The following is a 22,931-nucleotide window of genomic DNA, read 5'->3' on the forward strand; positions in this document are numbered from 1 at the left end:
CCGGTCGTTCGTCGCCGACGGGGGTACGGCTGTTGCCGGAGATATTCGCCTCGCGGGGAGCGTCACGCCAGCGCGGACTTGTACGCTTCGAGCGTCCGCTCCACGTCGGCCTCGGTGTGGGCGGCGCTGAGGAACTGGCTCTCGAACTGGTTCGGCGGGAGCAACACGCCCTCGGCTTTCATGGCGGGTCGGAGGAGCCGCGCCCAGCGGTCGGCCTCGCCGTTCCGGACGTCGGCGCCGGTCCGCGGATAGGGGGATTCGGCGTCGGCGCCGTCCCGCGTGAACAGCAGTTTGAACAGCGAGTCGGTGCCGGCGACGGTGTACTCGGGCGCGTGGTCGGCGACGATGTCCTCCAGCCCCGCCCGAAGCCTGTCCCCGAGCGCGTCGACGTGGTCGTAGACGTCGTTCTCCTCGGCGTATTCGAGCGTGGCCAGCCCGGCGGCCATCGTCACGGGGTGGCCGTTGAACGTCCCCGACTCGAAGACGTCACCGGTCGGGGTGAACGACTGCATGTACTCGGCGGCGCCGCCGACGGCCCCGACGGGGAACCCGCCGCCGATCACCTTCGCGAACGTCGTCAGGTCCGGTTCGACCCCCAGTTTCCCCTGCGCGCACGAGAGGCCGCCGACGCGGAAGCCGGTGATCACCTCGTCGAATATCAGCAGCGAGCCGTGTTCGTCACACAGGTCCCGCAGCGTCTCGTGGTAGCCGTCGGCCGGTTCGACGATCCCGCAGTTGCCGAGGATCGGTTCCGTGATGACGGCCGCGATGTCGTCGCCGTGGCGTTCGAAGGCGTCGACGGCGGTCTCCCGGTCGTTGAACGGGACGGGGATCGCGGCGTCGGCGAACGCCTGCGGGACGCCGCCGCTGCTCGGTCGCGGCGCGTCCGGCGACCCCTCGACGAGGAACGACTCGTGGCCGCCGTGGTAGCCGTGCTGCATGACGACGATCCGGTCGCGGCCGGTCACGCCGCGGGCGAGACGTGCGGCCGCCGCCGTCGCCTCGGTCCCCGAGTTGACGAACCGCAGGCGCTCGACGGAGTCGACGTGGTCGGCGACGAACTCGGCGAGCGCGATCTCCGGCTCGGTCGACAGCCCGTACATCGGCCCGTCGTCGACGGCCGCGGCGACCGCCTCGCGGACGGGGCCGGGAAGGTCGTGACCGAGCAACAGCGGCCCGTACCCCATCACGTAGTCGACGTACTCCGTCCCCGTCGGGTCCACGACCCGCGCGCCCTCGCCGTGGTCGACGAACTCCGGATACGGCTGGGACTCACTCCGGACCGGCGAGTTCACTCCACCGACGAGGACCGACGACGACCGGTCGTACAGGTCCCGCCGCGGGTCGGCGTCGGTCATCGGTCGCCTCCCGGTGCAGTCGCTCCGGAGTCGGTTGACGTCGTCACCACAATACTGTCCTGTTCGTCACGGAATCCGGAACGGACGGTCGGGCGAGTCGATCGACGACCCATAGTGGGGTCACAGCCGGTTTCCACAAAGACGTACTGGCTGACACGTTCGTGGCGGAGCGGGCGGTATCGATCCGTGGACGGACGACGCCGTCGGGAAATCGGTCATCCCGCCGTGCACTCGTCGGATTCGTTGCCCGTCTCCGGGCACAAACCGAGACAGGATGCGCCGACGCGCTCTCGCAGCGCGAACACGCCCTCGCTGGGGAGCGCGAGGGCGATGTCGAAGGCCGTCTCCTCGTCGAGCGTCGCGCCCAGTTCGGCGTCGAAGAACGTCGAGACGACGCAGAACCGCCAAGACAGGTCGGCGGCGAGTTCGTCTCCGCGAGGCGTGAGCGTCGCGCCCTGATATTTCTCGTAGCTCACCAGTCCCCGGTCGTCGAGCTTCGCGATCATCTCGGTCACGCTGGCGGGCGCCACGCCGAGGTACTCCCGGAGGTCGCCGGTGCTGACCGTGTCGTCGTCGGCGTCCGAGAGCACGGACACCGCGAAGAGGTACCGTGCCGCGCTGCGTTCGATCTCCGGCAGTGCAGGCGACGGCATCGACGACCCCGCCCGCGTCTCTGAAGACATGGATCACTGTCTCTCCTCCACCGGGGAAAGTCCCGTGCCGAATCCCTTCGTCCCGCGCAGGGTTGCCGCTCGGCCGAATATCTCCGGGCGTACGCCTTAGTTTAGGGGCGCCTAAAAAGCCGGTATGGACGTTCAGGAGCGCGGCGCCGACGAGCAGTCACACCCCGGCCGGACCGGACCCGGGAAGGGACTGCAGCCGAGAATCGTCCTCGGGCTGCTCGCGGTCGCGTCGTTCGTCGGCGTCTGGGTGTCTCACTTCGGGAGGCCGCTCGGCGCTCGCGCGCTCACGTGGGCGCTCCTCGCCTCGATGGGTCTCCTCGCGGGCGGGTGCTACTGGCGCGTGGCCCCCTACGACGCGGTGGCGTTCGCAGATCCCGCCGACGCCGCATCCGTCGCAGACCGGTGGTATCGAGTCGAAACAGTCGCGGTCTGGGCGTTCGCCGTCGCCGGAGTCGCGTACTTCGGCCGGCGAGGTGCCGGAATGTCGATGGGGATCGGGACGCTCGGGATCGGTCTCGGCGTCGTCGCCGCACCGATCCTCTGGCTCGCCGGTCGGCGGTCCCGTACCGGCTCGTCGGCCAGTCGAGAATCGCCTCTTCGTTCCGCCCTGCTGCTCGTCGCCGTCCTCTCGCTCGGCGGATTCGCCTGGGTAGAGACGGGAACGACCCCCGTCGACTGGCTGGTCAGGGCCGTCCACGTCGGCGCGTTCTCGCTGTGGCTCGGCGGCGCAGTCTGGCACAACGTGGTCGTGCTCCCGACGATCCGGTCCCGGCCCACCGCTGCCGACGCGCTCAAGTCGCAGGCGCGCGGCTTCCGCCGGCATCTCGCCGGTGTGATCCCGTTCCTGTTCGCCACGGGCGTCTACCAGACGAGCCGACTCGTCGGGCTCTCCGCCCCCGCTATCCTCGAGTCGCGGATCGGAACCCTGATCGCGGTCAAGATCGGCGTTCTGCTCGCGCTGACGGCGCTCGTACTCGCCGCGCTCAGGCGAAGCGCCTGAGCGGGTCCTGGAGACCCCTTCCGCTGGTGGGTTGGTCAGACGGCGCTCACAGGTGCGCCAGCGCGCGGTCGAGGTCCGCGATCAGGTCCTCGCGATGTTCGATGCCGACGGCGAAGCGGACCAGCGAGTCGGGGATGCCGGCGGCAACGCGCGCTTCCGCGGAGAGGTACGAGGCGGACATCGTCGCCGGGTGGTCGACCAGCGACTCGGTCCCGCCGAGGCTGACTGCCAGCGTGAACACGTCGAACTCCTCGAGGACGGCCCGGGTCTCGGCGGCCGTGGCGTCCAGTTCGACCGAGAGGATGCCGCCGTAGCCGTCCATCTGCTCGCCGGCGAGTTCGTGCTGCGCGTGGCTCTCCAACCCGGGGTAGTTGACCCGCTCGACTGCCGGGTGGTCAGCGAGGTGCCGGGCCAGCGCCGTCGCGTTGCGCTCGTGGCGGTCCATCCGCAGCGGGAACGTCCGGAGCCCGCGGCTCACGAGGTAGGAGTCGAACGGTGCCAGCGGGCTGCCGACGTCGTAGGCCAGCGCGTGGTCGACCGCCTCGGCGAGCGCGTCCTCGTCGGTGAGCACCGCGCCGCCCAGCGAGTCGCTGTGGCCGTTGAGGTACTTCGTCGTGCTGTGGACGACGAGGTCGGCGCCCAGATCGAGGGGTCGCTGGAAGTACGGCGTCGCGAAGGTGTTGTCGACGACGTAGGTCGCGTCGACCCCCGCGGTGATATCCGCGATCGCCGCCAGGTCACACAGCTCTAGCAGCGGGTTCGTCGGCGATTCCATCCAGACCAGCGCCGTCTCAGCGGTGACCGCCGCCTCGACGGCACTCGGGTCAGTCGCGTCGACGTACTCCACCGTCGCGCCCATCGAGTCGACGAGCAGGTCCTCGAAGAGCAGCCGTGTCCCGCCGTAGATGCCGTCGAAGGCGACGACGTGGTCGCCGGCCTCGACCGTCGCGAGACACGTCGCCGCGATCGCGGCGGTCCCCGACGCACAGGCGGTGGCGTGGTCGGATCCCGAGAGGCGCGCGAGTCGGCGCTCTAGCGCCGCTCGGGTCGGATTGCCGAACCGCGCGTACTTGTAGCCGTGGGCCGCCTCGCCCGGGGCGTCCATCTCGTGGGTCGTGGTGAGGTGGATCGGCGCGACGACGTCGCCGGTGTCGCCGCCGGATCGGTCCAACCCCGTCGCGAGCGTCTCGGGGTGATAGTCGGAATCGCCCATGTCCGGACGTCGGCCGGGTACCCGAAAAACGGTACCGGGAACGTCATCGCACGGCCGTCGTGGCCGTCAAATCGCGTCGGCAGGCGCCCCCGTGGCCGGCGCTTCAGTTTCGCTTGCGAAACACGTAGAGGTCGAGGGACGAGCCCGCCTCGACCGCGCGGTGTGCAGGCCCTTTCGACCGGTCCGTCTCGACCGGCGGCACGTCACCCGCCCACTCGTTCGGGACGACGCCGATCAGTTCGAGAGCATCCATCCCGGCCACGTGTCGCGCCGACTCCAGATGGTCGTTGGCGAGCACTAACCCGCCCGGCCGCAGGTTCGCGCCGACGACCGGCTCTTCCAGCAGCCCGGCGTTGCGGAACACGATCACGTCGGCCCCCGAGTCCAGTTCGTACCCCGCGGCGTCGGCGCCGACCGCCTCGTACCCCGCTCGATCCAGGTCGGCCATCGCGGCCGCGTCGACGTCGCCGTACACCACCCGGGCGTCCGGGAACGCCGCGGACGGACTCACGTCGTGGCCCGACCCCGGATAGTAGACGACGTCGGGCGAGCGGTCGAACCGGTCCGCGACGGCCCGGTACTGGGCGACCCTGTCGTCGAAGGTCACGGGTGACGACCCGGGGTTCATGGAGACGAGCGCCGCCGGGCACAGCTCGCGCGGGAGCAGATAGCCCGGGTCGCCGGTCTCCGGGTCGATCCCGAACCCCGCCGCGTGGACTCGCAGGGCCGCCTCGCGCACCGGATCGGTGTCAGCGAGCACTCGCGACCAGTCTGGCCGGCTCCCCTTGCGCACCTGCTGGATGTACGCCGCCTCGACCTCGCGGGCCTCGTAGTACAACGCCTCGATTTCGGCGGCGAGCGCGACCCCGGGCGATGCGTCCGTGTCGCTCGAGTCGCTGCCGCGGTCGGCGAGGTACTGCCGGCCCTCCTCCGGGACGGCCCCTGACTCGTCGGGCCGCTCCGCGACGAAGCGGTCGTAGACGGCCAGTACCGCCCGTAGGCGCTCCGCGACGGCCCGGAGGTCGTCGGCTGTCACGGCCATGGGCCCATCTGTCCACGCGCTCCGGATTCACCCGGTCGCAGCGGCCGGCAGTCGGTCCTCGGCCTCGGCGAACAGCACGTTGTTCTCCTCGTGGACGTGCATGTGGGTGTCGTGCTCGAGCCGCTCGAGGCGGTCGAGCATGCTCCGGTAGCTCGCGCAGGCGTCGTCGGGCGCGGCGTAGTCGTCGGTCAGGTCGGCGATTTCGTCCAGGCGGTCGGCCGTCGCGGCGTGGTCGTCCTCGAACGTCCGGACTTCCTCGCGGAGGCGGTCGGCCTCCGCGGTCGAGAGCGACTCACCGCGGTCGAGCCGCCTGACGAGCGGGAACAGTTCGCTCTCTTCCTCGTCGATGTGCTCGCGCATCTCCGCGGCGAGCTCGCGGAATACCGATTCGACCTCGGACAGTTCGGGGTGATTCTCGCGGTGGACGCGGGCGACCTTCGCGACCAGTTCCTCCAGCGCCGGCAGCTCCTCCCGGAGGTAGTCGTGGTGGGTCTCGACGACGTGGTCCGCGAGGTCGGCGAGCCCGTCCCACTCGTGGCAGTCCGCTTCGAAGCGGTCGCCGGCCTCGGCGAGTCGGTCCCGGACCGCTTCGACGGCCAGTCCCGCCTCGTCGCAGGCGTCAACCAGCGTCCGGTCGCCTCCACAGCAGTAATCGAGTCCGAGCGACTCGAACGCGCGAGCCGTACCGGGTGCGTCTTCGACGATCGATGCGAGCGTCCGTTCGGGGTCGATTTCGGTCATTGGGATCGGTGTCGGCGACTCGGTCGCTGGTGTTCAGAACGGTGCATCCGGGGTGTCGCTGGTCGTCCGGCTGGTCGTCGCGTCGGCCTCCGCGCCCGCCGCTTTCCCGATCAGCACCCTGAACTCGCCGGGTTCTTTCTGCCTGTACTCCCAGCGGAACGCTGGTCCCTCCTCGGCCTCGAACTGGTGGTACAGCGGTTTCGGGTCGTGGTCGTTGACGAGGACGAACCCCGTCCCGGCCTCCAGGTCGTCGTACGCGGCGAAGATCTGCTCGTGGCGCTGGGCCGGCGGCAGATCGCGGACGTCCAGTTCCTCGGTGACCTCGATCGACCCGTCGTCGGCGTCCGTCTCGGCCGCGTCGTCGGAATCTGTCGTCGCTGTCTCTCCACTTGCCTCGTCGCCCTTCGTGATCCGGACGCGACAGCGACCGGGTTCGTCCTCGACCACCTCCCAGTCGAACGAGTCGCCGTAGCGCTGGCGGAACTCCCGGAGGAGCGGCCGCGGTTCGTGCGGCGCGATCAGTTCCATCGTCCCGTCCTCGGGGATCATCCCGTAGCGGTGGTGGATCGTCGGATGGCGCTCCTGTTTCGGGATCTCGCGCACGTCGTAGCGCGTGACGACGTCTTCCTCGTCGGCCTCCGAGTCGTCAGTTTTGACGACCTCGACGCGCCAGCCGTCGTCCCCGCGACTCCGGTACTCCCACTCGATCACCTCGCCGTGCATCGACCTGAGTTCGTGATACAGCGGCTTCGGGTCGTGGTCGTTGACGAGGACGAACCCCTCGTCGGCGTCCAGTTCGTCGAAGATGGCGAGCAGCGCCTGGTGTCGCCGCTGGGGTTTCAGGTCGCGAACGTCGATCGTCCCGAGTTCGCCGTCTGCCAGCGACTCGCCTTTGGTCACGCGGAGTTCCCGCGGCTCCTCGTCGGGGTGGGCGTACTCCCACTCCAGACTCCGGTCGCGTTCAAGTTGATACCGGACCAGATGAGGGTCGACGTCCTCGTCGGCCACGATTTCGACGTCCTCTTCGACGGCCGCGTCCGCCAGCGTCTCGAACAGCGCCTCCCGCTGGTCGTCTCCTGTGCGTTCGCGCAGATCGATTTCGGTTCCCATAGTATCCCGTTCTCGCAGTAGCCGTATTATCTCCGTGGCGAATCCCTTCGGCAGCGTTCTCACCGCTGTATCGGTCTAGAAGTTCCCCGCCTGAACGACGATATGGCCCGTCTCGAGTTGCGTCAGCGCTGCCGTCGTCTCGGCGTGGGGATCGAACGCGGTGTACGCGAGCGCCTGCCAGAGCACTCGCTCGGGGTACGGTCGCTGTGACAGGTCGACCCCTAACTTCCGGGCCAGCGCTTCGTCGTCGAGTTCGCCGGCCGCAGTCGGCACCGCGAGCGGCCGCGGTACGTCATCCAGATCGAGGCCGAACGAGGGAAACAGCCGGTAGCTCGCTCCGGGCGCTGGGTGGTGGAGTTCGCGTCGCCCGGGATACCGGACGACCAGTTCCGGCATGACCGTCGTCTGCCCGCCGTCTTCGGCCACCGGCTCGACTCGTCGTTCGGCCAGTCGGATACATCGCCGGTCGCCCCGAGAGACCTGGTACTCGTCCCCCTCCGCCGTGATAGCGACTGCGTCGTCCGACAGCCCGTCGAGCGAGACGGTCGGCGTCGCGTACGACCGGACGCGGCTCGTCGTCGAGTCGCCGGCGACTGTCCCGCCGACCACGACCGTCGTCCCGTCTTCGCCGTCGGTGGCGACGGCCGGGACTGCCGCCGGAAACCCGTCGAGACCGGCGAGTTCGTGCGTGGTCGCACAGACGAGATCCCAGTCGTCCGGTTCGGCCGACTCTGCCGCAAGCGCGGGCCGCCAGTAGAACGTCCGCGCGGTCTCGTCGAGTTCGTACGGCACCGCGTCCGGGAAGAACCGATCGCCGCGTCCCGACGGATCGAGACCGGGGTGTTCGAGTTTCACTTCGAAGGACGGGCACTCCCGGACGATCGGCGCAGTGACCGTCTCGGCCGGGATCTGTTCCCACTCGATCGATTCTGATTCCACGTCGGCCCATTTCGGGCGGACCGCCGAGTCACCTCGGCCGAATATATCCGCCCGGACACTTAGTTTAGGTCGGCCTAACTAGTACCCGAAAGCCCACTCGCCATGCCAGAATCTCAGCACTCGACGGCCGCGGAGCGAACGGACGCACTCTTCGACAGGTACACCCTTCCGAAGGTCGCACTGACCGTCATCCTGGCGGCGTCGCTGATCGGAACGTGGGTCACGACGACCCTGAACGGCCAGGCGGGCGCGGCGGTCACACTCGCCAAGTGGGCGTTCTTCGTCGCGCTGGGTGTGCTCACCGGCGGGTTCGTCTGGAAGCACCTCTTCGTGCGGCCGGCCGACATCGGCGAGGGCGCGGCCGACTACTGCGCGGAGATGTACCATCGCTTCGACCGCATCGCGATCGGCGCGATCGGCGTTCTCGTCGTCGCCGGATTCGTGCTGGTCCGGCAGTATCTCGACGGGTTCGGGCAGACTGCGGTGGCCGTCGGATACGCGGCGCTGGTCGCGGCCTGGCTCGCGCTCGTGACGACCTATCGGAGCGGGGCGGTCGAGCGACAGTTCCGGAGCCCGGTGGGGCTCGCCGCACTGGCGCTGGCGCTCGCGGTCGTCGTTGCGACGGCCGTCGCCGAGGTGACGATGCGCGGACTCGGACCCGTCGCCGCAGGCGTCCGGGTCCTCCACCTGCTGGCGTTCACCGTGTGGATCGGCGGTGCGGTGTGGAACATCTTCGTCGCCGTCCCGACTGGGCAGAAGCGACCGACGATCGCCACCGTCCGCGCGGCGGGCGAACAGCTCGAACGGTTCCGCTGGGCGGTCCGGTTCATCATCCCGACGCTGCTGGTGACCGGTCTCTATCAGGCCGCCGACGGCCTGGGGACGAGCGTCGCGCTGTACGTCGGGAACCCGGTCGGACTGGCCGTCCTCGCGAAGCTCGGATCCATCGGGTTGCTCGTCGTCATCTTCAAACTCTGTCCGATGTGGCGGGCCTGTTCGCCCGTCGAGGGCGTCTGCGAACTGGAGGAACTCGGCGGCGAGTCGGGAGCGGAGCCGTCACCGCGGGGCGCGACGGCCGACGACGACGCGGAGGTGGTTGACAGTGACTGAGCACGAAATCCCCGAGGCGGCGTCCGACGTCGAACCGGACCTGACGGTCGACAATCGCGGTCGCGGCTGTGCGAGCGGGATCGCCCGGGTCCAGCGGGCGCTCGAGGACCTCGACGACGGGGACGTCCTCGTCGTCGAGAGCACCGACCGGCGGGCGAAGCGGGAGTACCCGCAACTGGCCGAACAGACGCCCCACGAGTTGCTCGCTATCGAGAGCGAACGCGGGCGTCTCCTCCGGAAAGAGTACACGACCTACTTGCGGATTCATCACGGGTGAGGAGGCCCTCGATAAGTCAACTCGTTATTGTACTCTCCGGAACACATTTTGAGTTCCGTCCGAAGCGTCTCGTATGAACCGACGGACGTTCCTCGCGGTCATCGGGGCCGCCGGGGTCGGCGGCTGCTCGGGCTTCGGCGGCCCGGGCACCGACGCCACGTCGACCGAATCGACAGAGTCCGGCTCGCCGAATACGGAACCCTCCACGGCAGATCCTCCGAGTTCGACTCCCACACAGGGGTCGTCGGGCGACACGGTCACGGTGCCCGAAGGCGGTTCGGGATCCAACTTCACGAGCATCGTCGATCTGGAGACGGTCGACCGGACGTATGCGCTGGCCCCGACGCAGTACCAGACAGCTGACGAGGGCGAGATCACGTCGGGGTTCGTCTCGACGGCCACCGACGAATCGCCGGCGACCGTCGCCGCGGCGCTCGAAAACGCCAACGACTTCGAGAACACGTTCCGGATCGAGTGGACGCCGCCGTTCGGCCGCCTCTCCAGCAGGAATCCCGAACCGTTCGCAGATGGCTCCGGGATCGACGGTTTGACCGACCGCGAGGGCCTCGTCCTCGCCCCGACGGCGAATCACGATCTGGTCGACGAGGCGCCCGAGTTCGAGCGCGACGAGGACGGCTACTGGCGACTGGCGTCCGGCGTCGAGCAGTGGCTTCCCGAACGGGTCCGACTCGACCCCGGCGAGACGGTCCGCGGAGAGTACGCCGTCGTCGGCCATCCCGACGGTGCCGGCCAGGGCCTCTCACCGGGCGTCTACGAGTTCCGGGGTCGCTCCGGCTCGACGCTCCGGCTCGCCGTCTGGGAGACGGACCACCCGGGACCCCGCGCATCGACTCGGTACGACCAGCAGACGCTCCCGGAACTCGCCGACGAGGCGTCGACGGCCTGGTACCACGATGCGGACGCGGGGACGACCACGTATCTTCGGCCGGACCGGGAGCAGGCGAGCCTGCCGGCACAGGTCACGTTCTCCTTCATCAACAAGTCGCGGTCGGCGACGGAGTGTGGCCACTGGAATCTGTACAAACTGGAGGGCGGGCAATGGTTCCATATCGGACCGTACGTCCACACGGCCGATTGTCGGATTCTCTATCCCGGGCAGACGAAATCGTGGACGCTGAACGCCTACGACGGGAAATCCCTGTCCCCGATCGGGGACGGGAGGGGAGCGAGTTTCGGCTTCCTCGGCGGTGGGGCCTACGGCGTCGTCGCCGGGTACGGCGACCAGACCGACCAGAGCGCGGCCCTCGTCGAACTCACCGGTGAGGACGTCTCTATCGAATCCACCGGCGACGTGACCGTCGACCGGTCGGGGGCGACGGTGACGGTCACCTCTCAACGTGGCGAACGCGCAGAAGACTCCAGCCCTGCGACGCTGACGCTCACCAAGGCGACCAACGCGGACCGAACGCTCATTCCGGAGCAGGTGATGCAACACCGCTACCGGGGCCTCCGGAACACGGTCGCGTTCATGTCCGGGGACGTCCGGACGGTGACGCTCGAAACGAGCGACCGGGTCGCCGAACGGGTCGTCGATTCCGACACCGGCCGGAAGCGGTTCCGCATCCGGCGATACGGGACCTACGAAGCCACGCTCGGATCGGGGACGGCATCGGACTGAGGCCCATTCTTCAGGGACTCTCTGGGCGGTCCGAGTACGCCACACCCAGCCCGGCCCGATTGCCGATACCTCCCGCTCGATTCGTGGTCCGGTTCCGGAATTCCCGTCCGATAGAGTAGTACTTCTCCCGGTCCCGGGCCACGTACTTATTATTACGTCTAAACAGGTTTGATGAATAAACACAATTCTTACTATTATCGTCGAAGTATCGACGATTCTCTACCCCTGGATGGGTCTGAGAGCATCGTCTCCTGATATGGCCGATCTCTCGCCTGACGTGGTCTAATTCCGAGACAGGACCCTGACCTCGGGTGTGTCGAAACTTCGACGGCAGCCGGTGACGTGAAACGGTCGGAACGACGACGAAGGCGGGTGTAAGGCACACGTCCCCTGTCGTCTCGTATCCGGACGATACTGGACTGTGATCTCTCCTTCCCGATCGCCCGTGGTGAAGTACGTATATTCTGCAATATTGTGTGGAATATGATTTGAATGCAAATATTATGTTTTGGCCGGAAATCCTACCTTCAGGTGTCGATCGCTGTCCGTTTTTCCCTGAGAGCCGCGGCCAGTTCGCGACAGTCGAACCACCGAACGTCTGCAACGATTTCGTCTGTGTGGAGTTTCCAGCTACCTTCGTCTCGAACCCGACGCGAGGGCACGGACCGACCGAATCTCGATGGGCGAATTTTCGGCGAGTGCTCGCCCGCGACCTCGGCTCGTCGACGACGCCGCTGGGGCGGACTTTCCGTGATCGACCGGCGGGATTTATCCCCGGCGCGGGTCCATCGGGAGACGATGGACGAGCACCGCTATCCGGACCGATGGACGGAGCGACTGTTCCGCGACCACGAGCGCCACCGCGCGTACGACGGACAGACCGGCGAGGCATTCCAGCAGTGGCAAGCCGAATCGCGGGAGGACCTCCGGTCGGTCCTCGGACTCCCCGTTATCGAGGAGGCCGGCGTGCCGTCGCTGGCGGCCGAACGCGTCGAAACGACCGACGAGGGGGGATACGAGCGAGAGGAGTGGCGACTGCGAACCGAATCGAACTTTCGACTCCCGGTCTCGCTGCTCGTCCCCGACGACCACGAACCGCCGTATCCCGTGGCGATCACCCTGCACGGCCACGGCGAAGGCGGTCGCGCGGTCGCGACCGGTCGACCGGAGACCGACCAGCAGCGCCGCGAGGTGGAGGAGGAAGAGCGTGACATGGCCGTACAGGCCGTCGAGCACGGCTATGCCGCGTTCGCGCCGACGACGCGCGGACTCGGCGATCTCGCCAACCACGCGGACGAAGAACTGGGCTACCGGACCTGTCACACCCTACAGCTCCACGCCCAGCTGTTCGGCCGTTCGCTCGCCGGCGACCGCGTCTGGGACGTGACCCGCCTGCTCGATTTCGTCGAGGAGCGCGACCGGTTCGACGACGACCGGATCGTCCTCACCGGTCACTCGGGCGGCGGCGCGACCACGCTGTTCGCAGCAGCCATCGACCAGCGCATCGACGTCGCCGCGGTGTCGTCGTACTTCTGCTCGTTCGAGGAGTCGATCGCCGCGATGGACCACTGCGAGTGCAACTACCTGCCGGGCGTCCTCGGCGTCGGCGAACAGTGGGACATCGCCGGTCTAATCGCGCCGCGACCGTTCATCGCGGTCAACGGAAAAGAGGACCACATCTTCCCGATCGAGGGGGCGCGCCGCGCGTTCGACCACCTGGAGACTATCTACGAAGCGGCCGACGCGCCGGAGCACTGTGCGCTCTACGAGGGCGACGGGGGACACCGCTACTACGCCGACGGCGTCTGGCCGTTCGTCGAGCGGTTCTGCTGACGGGTCAGAGGCTTCGTCCCCGGACTCGAGGACCGTCGACTCGTCCCCGACGTCCGAGAGCTGCCCGTCCTCGACCGGCATCTGGGCGACCGCCGAGTCGTACACCTGCCGTCAAACAGGTCACAGTTCGTCGACGCCCCGGTAGGGGATGCGGATGTCGTACTCGCCGGGATGCTCCGGCTCCAGTTCGCCGTTCTCGCGCATGGCTTCCAGCGGGTTCGCCCGGGTCTGGAGCGGCGTCTCGACGAGTCCGTTCGTCCGGGCGGACTCGTAGATGGCCATCAGGATCTCGATGGTGTGGCGCGCCTGCCAGCCGCTGCAGCGGTGGTCCTCGCGCTCGCCGTCCATCAGTTCGATCATCTCGTCGAGGTACTCGTAGCGGCTCGAGGTCTCCCGCTCGGGGGCGTAGGTCGACACGCCGTCGCCGTTCCTGACGGCGACCTCCGTGCCCAGCGTGAGGGTGAGCGATCCCTCGGTGCCGTGGACGTGGATCTCTCGGCCGCTTTCGCCGGGCTCCGGCAGGTCCATCTCCAGGGTGAACCGGGTCCCGCTCTCGAAGCAGATCTGACCGAGACAGCGGTCCTCGATCGGGACGCCGCGCTCGTATCGGTCGGTCTCGCGCTCGAACTGGCCCATGACCCACTCGGTGGTCGGGTCGCCGAGGACGTAGCGGGTCAGGTCGACGAAGTGAGTCCCCCAGTTCAGCAGTCCGTCGCGGTACCCCGCTGCGACGGTGACAGGGTCGCCGATCTCGCCGTCGGCGACCAGTTCGCGGGCTTTCTCGTGGATCGGATCGTAGCGCCGCTGGTGGCCGACGGTGAGGACGGTGTCGTTGCGGTCGGCGGCGTCGAGCATCGCTTCGGCCTCGCCGAGACTCGTACACATCGGCTTCTCGCAGAACACGCCGTCGACGCCCGACTCGGCGACGTCGATCGTCATCCGGGCGTGGGTCGAGTGCCACGTGCAGACCGAGACGAGGTCGAGATCAACCGCGTCGAGCATCGTCTCGTACGTCTCGAACGTCTCGCCGACGTCGTACTCCGTCGCGAACGCTTGCCGGGCCTCCTCGTTGGGCTCCGCGGCCGCGACGACCTCCGTCCGGCCGTGTTTTCGGAACGCTCGGGCGTGCGCCTCGCCCATGCCACCGCAGCCGATGACGCCGACGCGATACGGGTCAGTGCTCACGGGTCGGCGTTCGCGGACGGACTACAAATCGATACTGGAACCAGCCAGACGATCCGGCGACAGACCTCGCAGCGGCTCCGATACAGGGGGTAAACGTTGGCCTCTGGTATCACGGTGATCGGCTGGGTGACTCTGGGCAGTAGATACGTTCGTTGCAACCCATCTCACTGGACGACCCCAGTGGAAGGCAACCGTCGCTTACAGTAATATGTGCGTAAGGTTCGAGCGGAAAATAGGACTCGATGCTAACTGTCGACGGTCGAGTTTCAGCATGCCGGCCACACCGGAATGCTCTTGCTGTGGTGGTGTGAGCGGCCCGGTTCTCGACGAGAATAGAAGAATCATAAAATATCAAAGTATGTTAGAATATTAATGGTATGCAATCATATACAGTTCCAGTCATGCGGGCTGGTTCTCGATAGCGGTGATCGTCCCCGTCGATCAACGGGTGCTGTCGTTCGGCGAAACCGTTCAGGTGGTACCCGGCTGCGTTATTCGGGATTTTACCGTTCAGATGTGCTTTCTACCGTGAAATCATCCGGCGTTCGGTGTCTCCGATACGGGTGGCGGGCTGTGTACTACAGTTTGATAGTAGAGCTTACCAACGGGCATATTGCTCGCGATCGGGGACACTGTCGAGCGATAACGGTGTTCGCAAGTCCGCTTGGAGATTCGGTTGTCCGAACCAGTGGCGAACGACGATTAGAGAATACTACGGAATAGATCTATTTTAGAGAAGTGACGGACTACTGAGTACTACGAACCACCTCGTTTCCCTCTGGTAGCTTCCGGTGGGACACCGGCGAACACTCGAACGATCCCCGGATCTACCTAAATGAATTGGGGGAATGCTCATCATTGATAGGCTCCTATCCGGATATGCAGTCCACGAAACCAGACCCGGACCCGCCGTGGGCTGTGAGAAACCGTCCATGCACCCACCGTTTCTCCGGAATACAAGCCGCCCAACGACTGTTCTGTAGCGGCTCACTGACGTGACACCAGCGGGTACACTGGGAGATCTGACTCCCCTGTGGCGGAAAATTTCATCTGGACCATTCTCACACCAAGAGGCACGTCTGCAGGCGACCGTGCGCTTCGGACCGTCATGCGGAGCCTCCTACCCAGTTGTGGAACCCGTTTATTGCGTCGTATTTGCGTGTCCATCCCAGGTATCGTGCGAGATACCTAAAGGGATAGGGTGAACGCTAATTGGACGTCCCGCGGAAGCGGACAGTTGCCCGTGCAGACGGGTGAAGCGAAGCCATCCGCTTCGACGAAGCTGCCGACACTCCACCCACACGCGCCGTCGTCCATGCCCGTTCTTCCGGGCACACCCTGTCTCCGGATTCGAATGCCTGCGTGGCTCGACCTCTCGAGAGCAATGACTGATTCAGCAGGCCGGTCCCGATTCCCGATCCGGGCCTGCTCACCGGAGGATACGAGAGCGGGCCGTTCGCCGTGTCTTCTGTCCTCTGTTAGATATATAATGAAAAAACATTTGTTTTGGTCTCCCGTAGTTCAGACGCTTGCCGACGGCACTGGGTCCTCCGATGTTGGACCAGGGCCACTCGAGTAGGATATCTATGTCACATACCATCTGTGCAGCCGATCGGAGCGAGGAACTGGCCTATATCCAGCGACTGTGGAGCAGCCTGTTAGTGCCCGACCTCGACATGGGGACGAAACTCGAGCGCCTGTTCGAGAGCGAAACGGAGGAGTTCGACCTCGAGTACGCCTATCTCTCCCGGATCGACCTCGACGCCGAGGCGGAACGTGTGGAGGTCGTCCACGATCCCGACGGCCACCTCGATACGACCGAGCCGATACCGCTCGGCTGTACGTTCTGCCGCAGAACCATCGAGGCCCCCGGTGGAACGATGGCGATCGGCGACACCGTCGCCGCTGGGTGGCTCGAGGACCCGGCCTACAAGCGGTTCGGGTTCCGGAGTTACGTCGGGACGATCGTTACCGTCGACGGCGAACTGTACGGGACGGTCTGCTTCGCGGACACCGACCCCCGCGACGAACCGTTCGCCGCCGAGGAAGTGACGCTGGTCGAGATGATCGGCCAGTGGGCGACGTACGAACTGAATCAATGGACCGGGCCACCGACCCACCGCACAGTCAGTCGCAACCTCGACGAACCGGAGCGGCTCCGGTCGTCGCAGGTGAACGAGGCGATGGCCGCCCTCGCCAAGCGGCCGCGACGGGTCGTCCTCCTCTCGCTCCTCGACGACGACGCCGAGGTGACCCGCTCGACCGTCCAGCGGGCGACCGGCGCCGACGTCACGGCGATCGAGTTACAGCACGCTCACTTCCCGAAGCTGGATCGGGCCGGGTACATCGAGTGGAACCGGGAGGCAAACAGCGTGTCCCGCGGCGAGAACTACGCCGAGATCGAGCCGTTCCTGCGGCTGCTGGAGGAGTACACGACGGAGTGTTCCGCGTAGCGTCGGGCGGCTACCGACGGTCAGCGACCGCCTGGTGCGGTGGCGTCCTCCGACGGTTCCGATCTGTCCGCCGTATCGGCCCGGACCGCTGCCAGCGCGCCGTAGAGTCCGATATCGTCGCCGAGCGGCGAGATCTGGAGCGCGGGCCGGTCGACGAACAGGTACCGGTCGAGATACCGATCGATGCCGGAGACGATCCAGTCGGGGTTGTTCAATGCGACGCCGCCGCCGATCGTTATCAGCCCGGGGTTGACCGCGTTGCAGATCGCGGCGATGCCGGCAGCATTGTACCGCGCGATCTCGTCGAGACAGTCGCACGCGTGGTCGTCTCCGGCGGCAGCGGCCGAGAAGACGTCCTCGGCGGTCGTCGAGCCGTCGAATCGCTCCCTCGTCTCCGGTTCGGCCCGACCGTCGGTCGAGGACTCGTCCCCAGACGCTCTCTGAGCGACGTACTCGGGGATGCCTCGCCCGGAACAGATCGCTTCCCAGGCGCCGTCGACGCCCGTACTCTCGTAGTCGCCGTGGGGGGCGATGGGTAACAGCCCGAACTCACCGGCCTGGCCGCTATTACCGCGGACAAGCCGGCCGTCCTGGACGACGCCGCCGCCGATGCCGGTGCCGAACGTGACGTGCGCGAGACAGCGCTGGTCCGTCCGCGCTCCGTAGTACCACTCGCCGAGCGCGGCGGCGTTGCAGTCGTTCACCAGCTTCACCGGCAGACCGTGTGCCCGGTCGACCGGTGTAGCGACGTCGACTCGGTCGATCGTCTCGCCCGCGGGCGTATCGAGTTCGCGGATCGCGCCGGCCGCCGAATCGACGAGCCCGGTGCACGAGACTGCCACGCTGTCCAGCGCGTGGGCCGTCTCTCCCTGTAGTTCCCCGATGGCCGCGACGAGCTGGTCGGGAAGCTCGTCGTGGCGCGTCCGCGAGACGGCGACATCGGTCAGAAACTCGCCGTCGGTGGTGGCGACCGCGTACCGGAAGTTCGTGCTACCGATCCCGAACACTGCGACGTGATCCATCGGTCGAACACTCTCGTGGCCCGGGCTTGAGTATTGGGAAGGTGTACTGGTCTCGAGAAGGGTGCCAGCGGTCACTGGCCGGGTGCGGACTCGCGGTCGGCGCGTTCGGCCATCATCGAGGCGGCCGTTTCCGCCCACTCGCCACGGAGGAACCCTGCAGCGACGACGACGGCCCAGCAGACGTACGAGAGGACGACGCCGGCGTAGACGGCCGGCAACCCGTAGTCGAGGGTGACGCCGAACAGGTACGAGAACCCGACCATGAACACGAACGTCCCGACGAGGCGGGCGTAGAACGGCGTGCGCGTGTCGCCGGCACCGCGCAGAGTGCCGGAGAGCGGGAAGAAGACCCCGAAGAAGGGCATGGAGACGGCGAACACGCGCGTGAACGCGACGGCGTTGCGGCGGGTCGCGGGGTCGTCGGTGAAGACGCGAACGACCTGTTCGGCGCCGACGAACATGAGGGCGCCCGCGACGGTCAACACCCCGAGGCTGAGCGAGAGGAGCGCGACGGCGGCCGACCGGGCCCCGTCCGGGTCGCCTTCGCCGAGGGTCTGGCCGACGATGATGCTCGCGACGGTGCTCGCCGAGCGATACAGTGGCCCGGTCAGCTGTTGGTAGACGCGCCGGCCGATGTGGTAGGCGGCGTTGACCTCGGTCCCGAACAGGAGCAGGAGGGCGTTGAACGGGAAGTTCGCCAGCGAGTTGCTTATCCCTTCGGCGAACGTGGGCAGACTCACCGTCACGAGCTGGCGGGCGATGGTGTAGTCGCGCGACGGCGCGAGCGAAAGTGTCGTCCGCGGGCTCGCGATGGCGACCGTGACCGCGACGGCTTCGACCGTGCGGCTGACCGCCGTCGCGACGCCGACGCCGACGATCCCGAGTTCCGGCGCCATCCAGATCCCGAGCCCGAGGCCGACGGTCAACAGGACGTTCAGCACGTTCGCGCCGCCGTTGACGACCATCGGGGTCGTCGTGTCGCCGGCCCCCTGCAACGACCGCGCGCCGACGAGGCCGACGATGCGCATCGGCGCGGCCGCGAACACGAGCGTCAGGTACAGTCCGCCCAGGCGGGCCACCTCGGGCTCGGCGCCGAGCAGCCCGATCAGGTCCCGGCTGAAGCGCAGGCCGACACCGACCAGCGGGAGCCCACAGAGCGCGCCGATGACGAGCGCCTGCGTGATGGCGCGGTCCCGCGTCAGGTCGTCGCCGCGACCGGTGTCCTGGCTCGACAGCGCGATGGCACCGGCCCCGAGGCCGAGTCCGAGCCGCAACGGGATCTGCGCGAAGAGGTCGGCGAGGCCGACCGCGGCGACCGCGGCCGGCGAGAACAGCCCGGTTACGACGAGGTCGACCGTCCGCATGAGCGTGGTGAACGTGTGCTGGACGGCGATCGGCCAGCCGAGGCCGGCCGCGCGCCGCCAGACTGCCCGCGTCCGCGTGGAGACCTGGCCCATTCGCCCGATCGGAGGGCGAGGACGCGTAACAAATTCCCGGTACCGGCGAGGAGACCGGCCGCCGCCCGGCGCCCGACGGCCCCGTTATCGTGCCATGAGTTCACGTTACACGCCGTATAACAATCTCCGAGGCGTCCCACTGCACGCCTATGCTGCTGTGGGGACTCCTGTTCGGGCTCGTCGTCTGGGTGACCGCCACCCTCCTGTTCATGGTACCGCTCTACGTCGCCGGTCGCCGGGGGCGCAACGCCCCGGTGTGACCGGCGGTGAACCACCCGGTGGCCGACCCGGCGGCGTTCGGCCGGAAACCGCGCGATCGGGCTGCTGTTGCAGGGAATCGCTTATCGTCGTCGCTCCACTAGAAGGGTCGTGTCCCCAGCGAGCGACGACCCGGAGACCGGGGGAGACAGCGTCGCGCGCGTTGGTACCCCGGCGTTGACGCAGGCGAGGATCGGCGTCGCACACCTCGCGTCGACCGGCGAGATCACCGCGTTGAACGACGCGTTCGGGAGGCTCACCTCCCATCCTCGGGACGCCCTCCTCGGCGCGTCGTTCACGGACCTCCTGACGACGTCGCCGCCGTCCCTCGAGGCGATACTGCGGGACGAGGACGCGGTCTCCTCGTCGGTTGCGCTCACGCTCCCCGTCGCGACGGGCGACGGCGAGGTCGTCGCGTGCGAAGCGCTCCTCAAGGCGGTTCCCGACGCCGAGGACACCGACCACGCGATCGTCGCGATACTCTATCAGGGTGCCGATCGGGTCGCGGATCGCACCCGAGGCAGCGCCGCGCTGCCGGACAAGGAGGCCGCCCCCGCACGGGCGTTCGTCGCGCTCGCCGACGCGCTCTCGGAGGGGATCATCGTCCTCGACACTGACAGTCGGATCCAGTACGCCAACCCCGCGGTGGAACACCTGCTGGGGTATTCCCCGGACGAACTCGTCGGCGGGAGCAAACTCAGCATCATCCCCGAGCGCCTCCGCGAGGCCCACCTGACCGCGCTGGACCGCTATCTCGAGACGGGGACGAAGAACCTCGACTGGGAGTACGTCGAACTCCCCGGCCAGCACAAGGACGGCCGGGAGGTCCCGCTCGGCATCTCGCTGAACGACTTCTTCTTCGACGGCGATCGCTACTTCGTCGGCCTGTTCCGCGACATCTCACCGCGGAAAGCGGCCGAACGCGCCCTGCGCGAGCGAGAGCAGCGACTGAAACACTACAAGCAGTACACCGACGACATCCTCGACGCGATCGACGACATGTTCTACGTCCTCGACACGGATGGGTCGCTGCAGCGGTGGAATCAGACCCTCTGTGACGTGACGGGGTACACCGACGAGGACATCGAGTCGATGCACGCCCTCGATTTCTTCGACGAGGACGACCGGACGGCGATCGGGGAGGCGATCGAGCGCGGGTTCGAGACGGGTCACACCCAGGTCGAAGCCGACCTCGTGACCGAACGCGGCGAGGCAGTCCCCTACGAGTTCGTCGCGTCCCCGCTCGAAACCCCCGACGGGGAGTCGGTGCTGGCGGGGATCGGGCGTGACGTCTCCGAACGGCGCGAACACCAGCGCAGGCTCGAAGCGTCGAACGAGCGTCTCGAACAGTTCGCCTACGCGGCCTCCCACGACTTACAGGAACCGCTGCGGATGATCACGAGCTACCTCCAGCTGATCGAGCGCCGCTACGCCGACGACCTCGACGAGTCGGGCGAGGAGTTTCTCGCCTTCGCCGTCGACGGCGCCGAGCGGATGCGCGAGATGATCGAGGGGCTCCTTGAGTACTCGCGGGTGGAGACCGAAGACGAGCCGACCGAGCGGGTGGACCTGAACGACGTCGTCGCGGACGTCACGAGCGACCTGCAACTGAAGATCGACGACGCCGAGGCGTCGATCCGCGTCGGCGACCTGCCGACCGTCCGGGGAGACAGCGGCCAGTTGCGACAGGTGTTCCAGAACCTGCTGAGCAACGCGATCGAGTACAGCGGGAGCGGACCGCCGACGGTCGAGATCTCCGCCGAGCGGACCGGCACGACGTGGACGGTCGCGGTCAGCGACGACGGCGTCGGCATCGACCCCGAACAGACCGACCGCGTCTTCCGGGTGTTCCAGCGCCTCCACACGCAGGACGAGCAGTCCGGGACGGGGCTCGGCCTCGCGCTCTGCCAGCGGATCGTCGAGCGCCACGGCGGCCGCATCTGGATCGAGTCCGAACCGGGGACGGGGTCGACGTTCTTCTTCACGCTCCCCGACGACGGCCAGCGGGCCTGAGAGAACTCGGTGATGGCATCGCCAGCGAGGGAGAAACGCGGACGTGACCTGAGAGCGGACCGCCCCGATCAGGGCCAGAGTCCGCGGCTCTCGTGGGCCTCTGCGATCCGCGAGAGCGCGACGATGTACGCGCCGTCGCGCCACGAGGCGTCGTGGGTCTCGACCTCCTGACGGACGGCGTTCCAGGCGGCGAGCATCTCGGTCTCGAGCTCCTCGTTGACCCGCTCGCGCGACCACGCGCGGCGGTTGATGTCCTGGAGCCACTCGAAGTAGCTGACCGTCACGCCGCCGGCGTTGGCGAGGATGTCCGGGATCACGTGGACGCCGCGCTCGTCGAGGATCGAGTCGGCGGCGAACGTCGTGGGCCCGTTGGCGCCCTCGACGATCAGGTCGGCCTCGATGTCGTCGACGTTGTCCTCGGTGATCACGTTCCCGATCGCCGCGGGAACGAGGAGGTCGACGTCGAGTTCGAGGATCGCCTCGTTGCTGATCGTCTCGTCGGCGTACTTGGTCACGGCCTCGGGCTCCTCGTCGTGCGAGGGGATCGAGCGGGTGTCGAGGCCGTCGGGATCGTAGGCGGCGCCGTTGACGTCGCTCACGGCGACGATCGACGCGCCCCAGTCGTCGAGCAGGCGGGCCGCGTTCGCGCCGACGCTCCCGAAGCCCTGGACCGCGACGGTCGCGTCTTCGAGGGGGTAGTCGTAGTATTCCAGCGCCTCACGACTGATGATGGCGACGCTGCGGCCGGGCGCTTCCTCGCGGCCCTCGCTCCCGCCGATGACGGGCGGCTTTCCGGTCACGACGCCGGGCGTCGTCTCGGCCTCCTGGACGCTGTAGGCGTCCATGATCCACGCCATCGTCTGGGCGCCGGTTCCCATGTCGGGCGCCGGGATGTCGGTCATCGGCCCGATGATGTTGCGTATCTCGTTGGCGAACCGGCGGGTGAGCCGCTCGGTCTCGGCCTCGCTGAGGTCCTTCGGGTCGACGACCACGCCGCCTTTCGCGCCGCCGAAGGGGATGTCCATCACCGCGCACTTCCAGGTCATCCACATCGAGAGGCCGATGCACTCCTCGCGGGAGACCTCCGGATGATAGCGGAGGCCGCCCTTGTACGGCCCGCGGACGCTGTCGTGCTGGGCGCGGTACCCCTGGAACATCTCGACCGTCCCGTCGTCGCGCTTCAGGGGGATCGTCACTTCGTGGACGGCCGCGGGGTAGTTGAGCCGTTCGACGATGTTCCGGTCGACGTCGATGATCGACGCCGCCTCGTTGAGCTGGTGGCGCGCGGTCTCGAGTGCGGTCTCCGGGTGGTCGTCGGTCTCCGACGACGCACCCTCGGCTGTCGAGGTGGGTTCTGTGGCCATCTGATGATCCCGTTGGGTGGGTTATTCGAGGGATTTCGCCCGGTTCTGGTACTCGCCGCCGCACTCGCACTCGCCGGGATGGGACTCCGAGTTCACCATGTCGCCGCACTGCAGACACTCGTACGTCGATGTCTCGTTCGGGTCGTTCTCGTGTTCGACGTCTTGTCCGTGTGGCATGACCATCGCTTGTAGCGCCTCGGGTAAGTATTAATCGTAATATGAATATTAAGGATA

Annotated in this window: 19 protein-coding genes; 7 read left to right on the forward strand and 12 right to left on the reverse strand. The window is 67.4% G+C overall.

The genetic code is table 11. The features are described from left to right. Window positions 1-62: 62 nt before the first annotated feature. On the reverse strand, window positions 63-1,358 hold the full coding sequence (locus AB2U09_RS13395) for a glutamate-1-semialdehyde 2,1-aminomutase (RefSeq protein ID WP_459193218.1): 1,296 nt from the start codon (window positions 1,356-1,358) through the stop codon (window positions 63-65). 215 nt (window positions 1,359-1,573) lie between these two features. After that, window positions 1,574-2,041, reverse strand: coding sequence for a metal-dependent transcriptional regulator (locus tag AB2U09_RS13400; protein ID WP_459193219.1), 468 nt, complete (start codon window positions 2,039-2,041; stop codon window positions 1,574-1,576). A 124-nt stretch (window positions 2,042-2,165) separates the two neighbouring features. Between AB2U09_RS13400 and AB2U09_RS13405 the strand changes: the two genes are divergently transcribed. Continuing rightward, window positions 2,166-3,041 (forward strand): hypothetical protein, encoded by an 876-nt coding sequence (locus tag AB2U09_RS13405; RefSeq protein WP_459193220.1) that lies wholly within the window; start codon window positions 2,166-2,168, stop codon window positions 3,039-3,041. A gap of 46 nt (window positions 3,042-3,087) precedes the next feature. On the opposite strand, the gene AB2U09_RS13410 is transcribed toward AB2U09_RS13405, so the two are convergent. The 5 genes from AB2U09_RS13410 to AB2U09_RS13430 all read right to left on the reverse strand — a co-directional run bounded on the left by AB2U09_RS13410 (window position 3,088) and on the right by AB2U09_RS13430 (window position 8,086). Beyond that, on the reverse strand, window positions 3,088-4,254 hold the full coding sequence (locus AB2U09_RS13410) for a trans-sulfuration enzyme family protein (RefSeq protein ID WP_459193221.1): 1,167 nt from the start codon (window positions 4,252-4,254) through the stop codon (window positions 3,088-3,090). 103 nt (window positions 4,255-4,357) lie between these two features. Further along, a complete protein-coding gene (locus AB2U09_RS13415; RefSeq protein ID WP_459193222.1) occupies window positions 4,358-5,296 on the reverse strand; it encodes a hypothetical protein in 939 nt (312 codons plus the stop codon). Between the two features lie 27 nt (window positions 5,297-5,323). After that, the gene (gene ric, locus AB2U09_RS13420; protein WP_459193223.1) at window positions 5,324-6,037 is read right to left on the reverse strand and encodes an iron-sulfur cluster repair di-iron protein; all 714 of its coding nucleotides are present in this window, start codon (window positions 6,035-6,037) and stop codon (window positions 5,324-5,326) included. 33 nt (window positions 6,038-6,070) lie between these two features. Continuing rightward, complete coding sequence (locus tag AB2U09_RS13425) at window positions 6,071-7,147, reverse strand: DUF2249 domain-containing protein (RefSeq protein ID WP_459193224.1); 1,077 nt, start codon at window positions 7,145-7,147, stop codon at window positions 6,071-6,073. Between the two features lie 75 nt (window positions 7,148-7,222). Beyond that, a complete protein-coding gene (locus AB2U09_RS13430) occupies window positions 7,223-8,086 on the reverse strand; it encodes a hypothetical protein (protein ID WP_459193225.1) in 864 nt (287 codons plus the stop codon). A gap of 102 nt (window positions 8,087-8,188) precedes the next feature. On the opposite strand from AB2U09_RS13430, the gene AB2U09_RS13435 reads away from it, so the two are divergent. The 4 genes from AB2U09_RS13435 to AB2U09_RS13450 all read left to right on the forward strand — a co-directional run bounded on the left by AB2U09_RS13435 (window position 8,189) and on the right by AB2U09_RS13450 (window position 12,945). After that, entirely contained in the window at window positions 8,189-9,196 is a 1,008-nt protein-coding gene (locus AB2U09_RS13435; protein ID WP_459193226.1) for a hypothetical protein, read from the forward strand. Beyond that, window positions 9,189-9,473, forward strand: coding sequence for a sulfurtransferase TusA family protein (locus tag AB2U09_RS13440; RefSeq protein WP_459193227.1), 285 nt, complete (start codon window positions 9,189-9,191; stop codon window positions 9,471-9,473). The genes AB2U09_RS13435 and AB2U09_RS13440 overlap by 8 nt, the downstream gene beginning before the upstream one ends. Window positions 9,474-9,546: 73 nt before the next feature. Continuing rightward, window positions 9,547-11,112 carry a hypothetical protein gene (locus tag AB2U09_RS13445; protein ID WP_459193228.1) on the forward strand — a complete coding sequence of 522 codons (1,566 nt, stop codon included), beginning with the start codon at window positions 9,547-9,549 and terminating at the stop codon, window positions 11,110-11,112. Between the two features lie 798 nt (window positions 11,113-11,910). Beyond that, window positions 11,911-12,945 (forward strand): alpha/beta hydrolase family protein, encoded by a 1,035-nt coding sequence (locus tag AB2U09_RS13450; protein ID WP_459193229.1) that lies wholly within the window; start codon window positions 11,911-11,913, stop codon window positions 12,943-12,945. 120 nt (window positions 12,946-13,065) lie between these two features. Here the strand turns inward: AB2U09_RS13450 and AB2U09_RS13455 are convergent, their stop codons facing one another. Continuing rightward, window positions 13,066-14,130, reverse strand: a complete 1,065-nt coding sequence (locus AB2U09_RS13455; protein WP_459193230.1) for a Gfo/Idh/MocA family protein — start codon at window positions 14,128-14,130, stop codon at window positions 13,066-13,068. A gap of 1,586 nt (window positions 14,131-15,716) precedes the next feature. Between AB2U09_RS13455 and AB2U09_RS13460 the strand changes: the two genes are divergently transcribed. After that, window positions 15,717-16,583 (forward strand): GAF domain-containing protein, encoded by an 867-nt coding sequence (locus tag AB2U09_RS13460; protein ID WP_459193231.1) that lies wholly within the window; start codon window positions 15,717-15,719, stop codon window positions 16,581-16,583. A gap of 20 nt (window positions 16,584-16,603) precedes the next feature. Here AB2U09_RS13460 and AB2U09_RS13465 read toward each other — a convergent pair whose 3' ends face one another. Together AB2U09_RS13465 and AB2U09_RS13470 are read right to left on the reverse strand one after the other, a co-directional pair. Beyond that, window positions 16,604-17,605 (reverse strand): ROK family protein, encoded by a 1,002-nt coding sequence (locus AB2U09_RS13465; RefSeq protein ID WP_459193232.1) that lies wholly within the window; start codon window positions 17,603-17,605, stop codon window positions 16,604-16,606. 71 nt (window positions 17,606-17,676) lie between these two features. Continuing rightward, window positions 17,677-19,062 carry an MATE family efflux transporter gene (locus AB2U09_RS13470; RefSeq protein WP_459193233.1) on the reverse strand — a complete coding sequence of 462 codons (1,386 nt, stop codon included), beginning with the start codon at window positions 19,060-19,062 and terminating at the stop codon, window positions 17,677-17,679. Window positions 19,063-19,431: 369 nt separating this feature from the next. Between AB2U09_RS13470 and AB2U09_RS13475 the strand changes: the two genes are divergently transcribed. Continuing rightward, window positions 19,432-21,333 carry a sensor histidine kinase gene (locus AB2U09_RS13475; RefSeq protein ID WP_459193234.1) on the forward strand — a complete coding sequence of 634 codons (1,902 nt, stop codon included), beginning with the start codon at window positions 19,432-19,434 and terminating at the stop codon, window positions 21,331-21,333. A 68-nt stretch (window positions 21,334-21,401) separates the two neighbouring features. Here the strand turns inward: AB2U09_RS13475 and gdhB are convergent, their stop codons facing one another. Together gdhB and AB2U09_RS13485 are read right to left on the reverse strand one after the other, a co-directional pair. Next, the gene (gene gdhB / locus AB2U09_RS13480) at window positions 21,402-22,697 is read right to left on the reverse strand and encodes a glutamate dehydrogenase GdhB (protein WP_459193235.1); all 1,296 of its coding nucleotides are present in this window, start codon (window positions 22,695-22,697) and stop codon (window positions 21,402-21,404) included. A gap of 21 nt (window positions 22,698-22,718) precedes the next feature. Continuing rightward, complete coding sequence (locus AB2U09_RS13485) at window positions 22,719-22,874, reverse strand: rubrerythrin-like domain-containing protein (RefSeq protein WP_459193236.1); 156 nt, start codon at window positions 22,872-22,874, stop codon at window positions 22,719-22,721. Between the last annotated feature and the right edge of the window lie 57 nt (window positions 22,875-22,931).

The sequence above is a fragment of the Halosimplex yunnanense genome (genome assembly GCF_054504345.1).

Bases quoted from the DNA above. Each gene is read 5' to 3' on its own strand.
- AB2U09_RS13400 (WP_459193219.1), bottom strand. From the start codon at position 2,041: ATGTCTTCAGAGACGCGGGCGGGGTCGTCGATGCCGTCGCCTGCACTG.
- AB2U09_RS13465 (WP_459193232.1), bottom strand. From the start codon at position 17,605: ATGGATCACGTCGCAGTGTTCGGGATCGGTAGCACGAACTTCCGGTAC.
- AB2U09_RS13415 (WP_459193222.1), bottom strand. From the start codon at position 5,296: ATGGCCGTGACAGCCGACGACCTCCGGGCCGTCGCGGAGCGCCTACGG.
- AB2U09_RS13395 (WP_459193218.1), bottom strand. From the start codon at position 1,358: ATGACCGACGCCGACCCGCGGCGGGACCTGTACGACCGGTCGTCGTCG.
- AB2U09_RS13425 (WP_459193224.1), bottom strand. From the start codon at position 7,147: ATGGGAACCGAAATCGATCTGCGCGAACGCACAGGAGACGACCAGCGG.
- AB2U09_RS13485 (WP_459193236.1), bottom strand. From the start codon at position 22,874: ATGCCACACGGACAAGACGTCGAACACGAGAACGACCCGAACGAGACA.
- gdhB (WP_459193235.1), bottom strand. From the start codon at position 22,697: ATGGCCACAGAACCCACCTCGACAGCCGAGGGTGCGTCGTCGGAGACC.
- AB2U09_RS13445 (WP_459193228.1), top strand. From the start codon at position 9,547: ATGAACCGACGGACGTTCCTCGCGGTCATCGGGGCCGCCGGGGTCGGC.
- AB2U09_RS13405 (WP_459193220.1), top strand. From the start codon at position 2,166: ATGGACGTTCAGGAGCGCGGCGCCGACGAGCAGTCACACCCCGGCCGG.
- AB2U09_RS13470 (WP_459193233.1), bottom strand. From the start codon at position 19,062: ATGGGCCAGGTCTCCACGCGGACGCGGGCAGTCTGGCGGCGCGCGGCC.
- AB2U09_RS13450 (WP_459193229.1), top strand. From the start codon at position 11,911: ATGGACGAGCACCGCTATCCGGACCGATGGACGGAGCGACTGTTCCGC.
- ric (WP_459193223.1), bottom strand. From the start codon at position 6,037: ATGACCGAAATCGACCCCGAACGGACGCTCGCATCGATCGTCGAAGAC.
- AB2U09_RS13435 (WP_459193226.1), top strand. From the start codon at position 8,189: ATGCCAGAATCTCAGCACTCGACGGCCGCGGAGCGAACGGACGCACTC.
- AB2U09_RS13410 (WP_459193221.1), bottom strand. From the start codon at position 4,254: ATGGGCGATTCCGACTATCACCCCGAGACGCTCGCGACGGGGTTGGAC.
- AB2U09_RS13460 (WP_459193231.1), top strand. From the start codon at position 15,717: ATGTCACATACCATCTGTGCAGCCGATCGGAGCGAGGAACTGGCCTAT.